A 9,513-nucleotide genomic window follows, 5' to 3' on the forward strand; every position below is an offset into this window, starting at 1 on the left:
GCTGATGGTGGACAGGGAGATGGGTCAGCGCCAGACGAGGGCGCGGAGGACGCGGTACGCCACTGTGGCGTCCGCGCCCGGCAAGAGTTCGACCTTCAACTGCTCGTCCTTCACGAGCGCCCCGGGCCGGGACACCGCCGCATTGAGGATCCCGTCCGCGCCGATGACGCCCAGGTCCACCGGCAGGTCGGAGGAGTGCCGCTGCGTGGCCAACGGCAGGTCATAGCAGCGCGCGGTCACCCGGGTGCCCGGCGCGCCCTTGACCGTGACGTAGGCCGTCAGCTGGTATGTGCACGGCCCCTGGAGCAGCGCGCTGTCCTTCGCCATGGCGATGGTGGTCCAGCGGCCGGCAGGCAGCGGGCTGTCGGTGTCGGACGACTCGGTCAGCAGTGTCGGCGGCATGTCGGTGTCCTTGGTGGTGGCGGTCGCGGGCGCGGCCGGTGCGGTGTGCGGGGCGGCCTCGACCGCGGGGGCATGCCCCGGCGTCCACTGGCCGTAGTCGTCAGCGAGCGCGGTGTTGAGGTCACAAGAGACGCCGTTGATCGTCTTGGTGGCGCCCTGCCGGATGTGCGCACGCGGGTCCCAGTGGCCCTCGGACCACGCGCGGGTCTGCCACGCCCACGCCGCGTGCTTGCCGTCGAGAGCGGCCTTCACGGTGTCGTAGCCGCCGTACACGCCGGTACGGCTGGTACCGAGCACCGAGGCCGCGCCGTCGAGGTACGCGAGCACCGTGGGCATCTGCTTCGCGGTGGCATCGAAATCGACAGCGAAGTAGATCGGCCTCGACGGCGGCATGCCGGCAGCCGCAGCCTGTGTCGCCGCGGTCTTCGCGTCCGTGATGCCCGCGGCGCGGCCCGAGAGCGGGCGCGTGGCCGTGCTCTCCCAGACCACGACCGTGGACACCCCGTGCGCGGCGAGGTCGTCGGCCTCGGCCCTGGAGATGTTCTTGGTCGCACCGTTGCTCAGGTACCGGCAGGCGAATTTCTTCCCGGCGGCCTTCAGCGCGGCGCCGCCGGGGTGGGTCCAGGCGTAATCCACGCCGTCGTACTCGGTCATCAGACCACCTCGTAGATCGTGACTTTGATGCTCGAATTGACGCCCTGAATCTGCTGATTCGCCGCCGGAGAAGCCACCAATTTGAAGGTGTGACTGCCCGCAGTTGCGAGGGTGCCGGAATAGTTCTGCGCAGTCGTCAGGCGATCCGTCGCCACCTCCTGCCCGAATACGGCCAGGGGTGGCTGCGCCGTGCCGTCCAGCATCATCCGTGCCGTGCCAGTGGCCGTGGTTGCCCCGGTCAGGTCCACATCCCACACGCACTCGGCGGTGTACGTGGCGCCTGCCGTCTGCGTCGTCAGCGTGATCGTGGCGCTCGGAACATCAGCGTTGGTCTGCGCGCCCACAACCATTCCGCTGCCGATGGCGAAATACACGGTCGGCTGGAGGCGATTGAGCCTGTCCGCGGTGACGGTTTCACCCGCAAGAAAACCCATTCTGTGCGCCTCCTAAAGGGCAATAACCATCGGATTTGCGAGCTGGATTTTCGCGCCCGCATCCCAACTGCGGCTAACTCCGTTGACAGCGCGCGTCACCGTGAATGTCTGGGGGCTGCTGGTGCCGGAGCACGCCGTGGCGGTGACAACCTCACCGCCCCCGATGCGCAGATCGAACGGGAACTGTGTGGGCGCGGTGGTCCAGCGGGCGCCGGTGTAGGCCACGCTGAGGGTGGTGGCAGTGGCGCTGATGCCCACAGACAACGTGCTGCCGGACGTGTCGGCTTTGCCCAAGACTGTGTTGCCCGCGATGCCCACGGTCCACGGCCCGGCTGGTGTGCACGTGAACGTGATCGTCCAGGTCCGCACTCCGATCGTCTCGGTGATGCCCTGCACGATCAGATCCGCCCCGCCTGGGGGCTGCCAAGGCGGGAGGTTGGCGATCTGGATACGGTCGCCCACGTCCACAGTCCGGGCGGCGGCGATTAGCTCGGGGCTGCGGTGGAGGAAGACCGTGACCTTCGGGTACCGAACTCCGTCGTATGTACCCAGGTGCACCAACCACCCAGCAAGGGAGGGAAGCTGCCCGTCCGTCTGCACGTTGACGGTGCGGCTGTCGGTGTACCGGCCCACACCGGCCGGGGGGTCCTGCACGGACAGCGGCCCGGTATCGAGCGTTACCCGCGCGCTGGATCCGGAGGTCCGGGAGACGGTGATGTCGTTGCGGGTCTGCTGGTCGTCGTCCTCCGGCTCCAGCGGCGGAGCCACCTGCTGCTGCGCATAGTCGAGGACCAGCCGAGGAGTCTGGTTGTACAAGCTGGTCCGTGGCCGGTACGCAAGCGCGATCGCGTCACGGGGCTCATACACGATGCCGACGTCCGCGTCCGCCGCGCCCTGGACGATGGAAAGCGCTGTGCCCGCGCCCTGTGGGCCGACCGGTGCCGCCCCGGCCGTTCCGTAGGGGACGGTGAGCGGGATGCCCTCCTCGCCGCACACGCGGATTGCCCGCTGCGCAGCGGACTCGCCGGAGAACCCGGTGTCGGCCGAGTCGAACGCGGTGGCTTCCGCGTCGGAGAACACAGCGATGTGCCCGAGGCGGAGGTTGCTGAAGTTCCCGAAGGTCTGGCGGATGCCGGAGATGCGCCCCATGGTGCCCGTGTACGAGCCCGTGCCCGATCCACCGCTGACACCGACGACGATCCACCCGATGTGCCACTGGACGCTGCCGCCGACCTGGGTGAGGGAGAAGACCTGCCGGGTCCACGGGCCGATGATGTCCGTGCCCACGGTGAGCGCCTGGTCGATCACGAGGTTGCCGTCGCTGTCGGTCCCCCGCACCCGGACATTCCCGGCCTGGTAGTCAACGGTCCACGTCCGCACGGTGCCCGTGCTGGTGATCGTGACCAGTGTGATGTAAGCCCCCGGCGCGGAGTCGAGGGCGTACACGAACTGAACCTGCCACGACGACGGCGTGGCCACCGGAACAGTGCAGACGAACGACGAAAGCGCTGGCCATGTGGGTAGCGGCAGGGACCCGGGGAGGGTGTCATCAGACGCGAACTGGGCGCCGGTCACGCGAGCGGGGATGGTGCTCTGGATGGGGCTGAATGCCTGTGTCGCGTCGTGCTCGTCCTCGAACGGCCAGTACGCGACCGTGGTGGGCCAGCTCGTGATGCGGCGCCGCAGCGTCGAGTCCAGCGCGGACGCGCCCTGCTGAAGGCGGCGCAGGATGCCCGCGCCGGTGAGTGCGGCTGTGACGAGTTGCCCGGAAGGGCCCCAGCGTCCGGGCCACGACGGGACCTCGATCACCGCGCGCACGTCGCGGTCCGTCAGGGCGCCCGGCGGCACCGTCCACGCCCGGCCAGCGCTGTCGGTGAAGCCGGTGGTGCCGGCCGCCTGCGACTCGAACGAGGGGTTCGCGACGACGGTGCCGCCGATGCCCGACCGGACCTCTACAGCGTGTACGCGCCCCACGATGGGCACCATGTCCTTGGTGCCGGTGGTGTCCTCCGGGCCGACTTGGAGGCTCACGGTGCCGGTGACCAGCGTTCCCGCGCCGCCTGTGGCGGTGAAGGCGGGGAGCGCCGTCCAGGTGCCGGTGATGCTGTCCGACCAGTAGATCGTGGACGTTGCCCCACCGGACCCGTTGTTGACGTCCAGTGTGGCGCGGATCGCCGCGCGCGCGGGCATGGCATCGGGCACGTCGGCGGTCATGAACCAGAACCCGCTGGTGGACTGCCACGAGAACGAGAGCTGGCCTTCTCGGATCCACAGCACCCACAGGGCGTCCGCGTCGGCGGTGCCCCACCGGCCCACGATGGACTGGTGCAGGTTGGGGTCGTGCCAGTTCGCCGTGGCCTCGGCGCGCACGTCGATGTCGCCGGTGATCTGGAGAGCGGTGACGCTGGGGGTGGTCGCGATGCGGGTAGTGCTGCCGTCGAGGTCGAGGTACACCTCGTCGCCGGGCACGCTGATGCGGAGCGGGGTGTTGCGGCCGATCAGCCCGTAGTACGGCCCCATGGGGTTCTGGGGAACGTACCGCCCGTCCGGATTACGCAGCTTCAGGTCGACGCGAGTGGGGTCGGCCTGGGTGGTGTAGTCGCTGCGCCCGCGGGTGATCGTGATGGTCTGGCCGATCATGGTGTCCGACGTGATGTCGGTCCATGCCCCTGCGAGGATCTCGGCCCGCAGGCCGGTGTCCGCGTCGTCCGGGAATCCCATGCTCACCCCTGTCCGATCACCATCTGGACATCACCGCCGGAGACCGCGATCGACTTGCGCAGCGCGGTCATCCACGCGTCGCCGTTCCCACGCAGCTCGATGACCAGCCGCTGTGGCGGCCCGACAGGTGATACCCGTGTTGTGGCGGCCCGGTCGGGCCGCTGCGTGACCAGCGCCCCCGCGGGGGTGCCGGGGACCGCCAGTTCGCCGTGCGCCGCCGCAGCGAGGGCGGATGCTGACCGGCGGACACCGCCCGACTGCGAGGCCATACCGGCGATGAGGGCCTGGCCGATCGCGATGCCGGAGTGGAGGACCCAGCCCTTGCCCGCGAACGGCCCCTCCTTGGCGGGGCTGAACGGGAACAGGTTCCGGGCGCCAGACAGGACGGACCCGACCGCGCTTTTCACGGGTTTGGCCATCGACGCGATGCCGCTGATGAACCCCGACAGGAGTGCCTGTCCGGACTTGTAGAGGTAGGAGCCGAGGTCGCCGAGTGCGTTCTTGGCTCGGCCCGGTAGGTCGCCGATCCAGGACACCACCGCGCGCAGCCCGGTAGACGTGGCGGTGATCATGCGGTCCGTGGCGTCGACCATCACCTGCCCGAGCCGCGCGGCGATGTTGCCCAGCGCGGTGATGACCTTGCCCGGTAGGCCCCCGAACCAGCTGACGATGGAGCGCACCAGGTCGGGGATGATGCTGTGCCCGACCAGGACGTCGTACAGCCACTGGAACAGGCGCACGACCTCGGTGACCAGCCACGACACCCAGCCGATGACCGTCCCGAACGCGGACTGCAACCCGCTGAGCGCCTTGACGAGCCCCGCCAGAACGGGCACGACGACACCAGTGATCACGTCCGTTGCGAGCACCAGCAGCATCGTCGTGAGCTGGGCCAGCGGCGGGATCAGCGGCAGGACAGCGGGCAGCAGTTGTGTGATCAGCGTGACGCTAAGCAGCGCGAACTGCGGCACGAGCGGGGCCACTGCGGTGAGGATCTGCCCGATGCTGATGCCGAGCTGGATCAGCACCGGGGTGAGCACCGGGATGAGCGGGATCATCTGGTTGATGAGGCCCATGAAGGTGGTCAGGTACTTCGCCGCGAGGTCGTCAATCACCTCCGACAGGCCCTCGATGACCGGCTTCAACGCCGTGCCCAGGGCCTTCGCGATCTGCGCGATCGGCCCTGCCAGCTTCTGGAACACGGTCTGGAGGCCCTTGAGGAGCGGGGTGAGCACGGGAAGGATCGCCGCGATCAGGTCTCCGATGACCGGCAGCAGCGGTGCGACCGCGGTCAGAAGCGCGCCCACCGCACCGGCGAGCGCCCCGAGGACCGGAGCCAGGGCGGCCACGACCGGTACCAGCGCCTGCGCAAGCTGCCCCGCGAACACGCCGACGGCGTCGAGCAGCGGCATCAGCGCGGTGAGCAACTGCCCGATCGGTGCGATGAGCTTGTCGAGGACCGGCGCGAGCAGGATCAGCACGCCGAGGAACGGGTTGAACGCCGCCACGAGCAGGCCGATCGTCGGCGTGCTCGACGCCAGCGCCGTGAGTAGCTGCACGAGCGGGCCCATCAGCTGCGGCAGTGCCGCGATGACCGGCTGGAACCCGGTGAGGAGTTGCCCGAACGCCGTCGCGGCGGTCACCAGGACCGGGCCGAGCTTTTCCAGCATCGGCCCCAGCGCTCCGCCGAGCGCCGTCACCAGCTGCTGCACTGGCGGCGCGAGCGCCGTCAGTACCGGGGCGATCGTCTGGATCGCTGTCACCAGCAGCGGCCCCGCGGTGCGGGCGATCAGGCTCATCGTCTGGAACAGCGACTGCAGCCCCTCCTGCGCGGCCGGTGTCGCCAGTCCGTCTGCGAGCGCCCGGGTGATCGTCTGCAACGTGTTGAGGAACCCGGCACCGCTGGCGTTCGCGGGAGCGAACAGGTCGCCGATGATCCGGCCGATGTTCGCCGCGATCACGCCCATCTGCTTGATGAGGCCGATGGCCTGGTCGATCGCAGTCTTGAGACGGCCCGACTTGAACGCGGCGTCGAGCTTCTCGCCGATGCTGGCCGCCCCGCGCCCGGCGGCGGCGGTCAGTGCCTGGAACGCCGGGCCTGCGGCCGCGGCGAGCTGTGTCATGGCCTTGATGACGATCCCGGGAATCCCGGCCAGGTTGTGAAGGCCTCCCGCAGCGGACGCCATGGCTTGTCCGAGCGTGCCGTCCTTCGCAACGCTACGAGCTGCTCCGAGAGCGCCCTTCGCCATCTCGTTGAGCGCGCCAGCGGTCTGCACCAGACCCGTACGGAGCACGGGCAGCACCGCGACCGCGGTGCTCTTCAGCGATCCGGCGAGCCCCTCGAAGAGGCGCTGCTGCACGGCCTGCTGTAGTGCGGTCCACGCCCCGCGGAGCGCGAGGACCTGGAGAACGAAAGCTCTCGCCGCGGGGCTCAGCTTCGCGAGGGCCTGCGCGAGCTGGTTCACGCCGCCCGCGGCACCGCCGCCGGCCGCGGCGCCGAGCGCCTCGGCCGCCTTCTGGATGTTCTCCAGACCCTGCGCCGCAGTGCGCGCCTGCTGCTGCCGGGCGTCCGCGAGCGCCTGCTCTTGGTCGGCGAGATTCCGATTGGCGTCGGTGACGTTCTGCCGTGCGTCGACCATCGTCTTGGAGCCGTCGACGCCGGCCTTGTTCGCCGCCGCCGTGTCGGTGCTGAGCCTGTTGACCTGGAGCTGCTGCTCCTTCAGCGCCTGCGTCGCCTCGTCGTACGCCAGCTGCGCCCGCGCGATCGCGTCCGTGTCGCCCGTCGGCTTGAGCTGCTGCAACTGGGCGGCCGCGTCCTGGAGCGCGAACTGGGCGTCCCGCTGCTGGTTCTGCGCGTCGACCAGCTGGTTGTTCATGTCCTCCAGGTCGCGCGTGGCCTGGACCCGCGCGGCATTGAGGTCGAGCTGTGCCTGGCGTGCCTGCCGCTGCGCGTCCGCAACCTGCCGTTCCGCCCGCGCGGTCTGCTGCGCCGCCTGCTGGTTGGCGTAGGCCGCCTGCTCCCGGGCGTCCCGCAGGGCGCGTACGGCGTCGGCGGCCTGCCGCGCCGCCGACGCACCGCCCCCACCTCCACCGCCAGACGGCGGAGCCAGCGCCGCTTTGAACGCGCCGCTCACCCCGCCGAGCCCGACCTTGAGCGCGCCGAACGCACCGGCCAGAGCAAATACCCCGGACGCGCCGATCGCCGCCGCCGGAGCGATGTTCGCCAGCGCCGCCACAAGCCCGGCCGCCACCGGGATCGCCGCACCCAGCGCGCCCGCGATCAGCGCCGCCTTGCCTGCCACACCGGCCAGCGCAGACGCAGCGTTCCCCGCAGCCCCCGCGATCCCGCCGAGGTCTGCGGTGATCTCGAACAGCCCACCGCGGCCGGTGCCGCGCTCAGCGGCTTGCAGGCGCCGCAGCGCCGCTTCCGCGCTGGCTGTGCGCGCCGTCACCGTCACGGTCGCCCGCGACCGGTCCAGGCGCGTCACCAGGTCGCGGATCGCCCGCAGTTCCGCCGCGGTCGCGCCCATGTCCGGGCGGACGGTGACGGTGGTGCGGCGGGCGTGGATCTCGTCGAGGCGTGTCGCGAGGTCGTTGAGGCGGGTCATCGCCAGCGCGGTGGACACGTTGACGTTCAAGTTGATCTTCAACGCGTTCGCGCGGCGGACGAACGCCTTCACGTCCCGCTCGGCCTGCCGCACATCCGCGCTGATCTTGATCTGTGCGCTCATGCCCCGCAGCGACCGGTCGATCGCCGCGGCCTGCGCCTCGATGTCCGTGCGCGCGGCCCGCATCCGGGCCTCCACCGCGTCCAGCGCACGGGCGAACCGGTCGTCGTCGAGAGTGAGATTCACGCCCAGCGAGCGGGCGCCGAGCGCGGTGAGACGGGAGTCGAGCCTGTCGATCGCCCGGTCCGCCGGGCGGACATCCGCGTCGACGCGGACGGTGCCGGACAGGCCGCTCAGGGACCGGTCGATCTCGGCGAGCTGGGTGTCGATCCGGCCCTTGAACGCGGTGAACTTCGCGCCCGCCGTGTCGAGGGTTCGCGTGAACGAGCCGCCGTCGAGGCGCAGGTACGCGTTCAGCTCGCCGACCGTGAGCGACATCCCCGCCCCCTACCTGCCCCCCTTGCCGGGAGGCGCGAAGTGCCGCGAAATGCGGGAGCCGGTGGACAGCAGGCCGAGGATGCGGATGCGGAGCCACGTCCACGTGCGCTCCCGGAGCACACCGGAGCGCACGTCGATCCCGTACACCTGGTGGAGGTCGGCCTCAATGAGCAGCCACTGCTGGAGCAGGGTCCGCCAGGTCAGCCCTTCGATGACCTCGCCGCGGTCTTCCCAACCGGGCGGCCGCTCGTACCATTCGTGGAGGCCCGTCGCGGGGTCTTGGCGGCCTTTGCCGACCCACTCGTCTTGGCCGCGGCCCGCCGATCCGCCCTGTTCTGCGGCGCGGCGAGCTTCGTAGGGTCCCCCGCTGCCTGCCAGTACGCCTCAGCGTCTTCGACACCGCGGGACACCCACAGGATCGCCGTCAGCCCGGCGTGCCGGGTCCACGCCCAGTCCACGCCGTCCGCGGACATCTCCTCAGCGGCCGGCCCGAGTGCCAGCGCGACCAGGTCCCGCTCCTCATCGTCGTCCAGCATCTCCGATTCGGCGGGCTCGCCGCCCGCCATGAGCTTGGTGGCGAGGGTGGTCACGCGGAGGATCATCAGGCCGTCGTCGGCCGGCGGAGACGGGATGCGGTAGGTGCGCTTGGTGCCGTCGCGCCCGGGGATGGGCAGCTCCAGGCAGTCGTCGTAGAGGCCGTCGAGTGCCTCAAACTTTGCCATGGGTCAGGCCGCCACGGGGTTGTCGATGGAGAGGAGCTGCCCGGTACCGGTCAGCGTGGCCTTCACCTGCTCCAGTGCCGTGCGCGACCCACCAGCAGGCTCCCAGGTGACGAGCGCGGTTCCCTGGTACGCCTCCGGCAGACCGTCGCGGTCGTAGAAGCGGATGCCGACCTTCGACGCGGCACCGAACGCGAACGCCGCCGCGCGCAGCGCCTCGTGCACCGGAGAGTACGCGGTCGAGTCGGGGGTGGCCTTCCGGTTGAACGTGGCCTCCGCGCTCCAGCTCTGCCCCGTCTTCGTGTTCGACGCCCAGCCGCCCTCGTCGTAAGTCGAGTCGTCCTCGATGTTCGGATCGGCCTTCCAGGTGTAGTTCGTGATCGCGGGCAGCAGCGTCCACGTGGGCGACACGTCGGTGCCCATGTTGACCTCGACCACCCACCGGCGGGCGAGGGTGGTCTCTGTGGGTGTGGCCAT

Annotated in this window: 6 protein-coding genes; all 6 read right to left on the bottom strand. The window is 70.3% G+C overall.

The window, feature by feature from the left end; all coding sequences use genetic code 11:
* Window positions 1–24 precede the first annotated feature (24 nt).
* The 6 genes from ACWERV_RS17010 to ACWERV_RS17035 all read right to left on the bottom strand — a co-directional run bounded on the left by ACWERV_RS17010 (window position 25) and on the right by ACWERV_RS17035 (window position 9,513).
* The gene (locus ACWERV_RS17010) at window positions 25–1,056 is read right to left on the bottom strand and encodes a DUF1906 domain-containing protein (protein WP_452933524.1); all 1,032 of its coding nucleotides are present in this window, start codon (window positions 1,054–1,056) and stop codon (window positions 25–27) included.
* A complete protein-coding gene (locus tag ACWERV_RS17015) occupies window positions 1,056–1,490 on the bottom strand; it encodes a hypothetical protein (protein WP_452933526.1) in 435 nt (144 codons plus the stop codon). Before ACWERV_RS17015 ends, ACWERV_RS17010 begins: the two co-directional genes overlap by 1 nt.
* Before the next feature lie 12 nt (window positions 1,491–1,502).
* Window positions 1,503–4,211, bottom strand: coding sequence for a hypothetical protein (locus tag ACWERV_RS17020; RefSeq protein WP_452933528.1), 2,709 nt, complete (start codon window positions 4,209–4,211; stop codon window positions 1,503–1,505).
* Between the two features lie 2 nt (window positions 4,212–4,213).
* The gene (locus ACWERV_RS17025) at window positions 4,214–8,317 is read right to left on the bottom strand and encodes a hypothetical protein (RefSeq protein WP_452933530.1); all 4,104 of its coding nucleotides are present in this window, start codon (window positions 8,315–8,317) and stop codon (window positions 4,214–4,216) included.
* A 200-nt stretch (window positions 8,318–8,517) separates the two neighbouring features.
* Window positions 8,518–9,039: a DUF7426 family protein gene (locus ACWERV_RS17030; RefSeq protein ID WP_452933532.1), complete on the bottom strand. Its 522-nt coding sequence runs from the start codon at window positions 9,037–9,039 to the stop codon at window positions 8,518–8,520.
* 3 nt (window positions 9,040–9,042) lie between these two features.
* Window positions 9,043–9,513: a phage tail tube protein gene (locus ACWERV_RS17035; RefSeq protein ID WP_452933534.1), complete on the bottom strand. Its 471-nt coding sequence runs from the start codon at window positions 9,511–9,513 to the stop codon at window positions 9,043–9,045.

It is taken from the genome of Streptomyces sp. NPDC004031, from assembly GCF_053604375.1.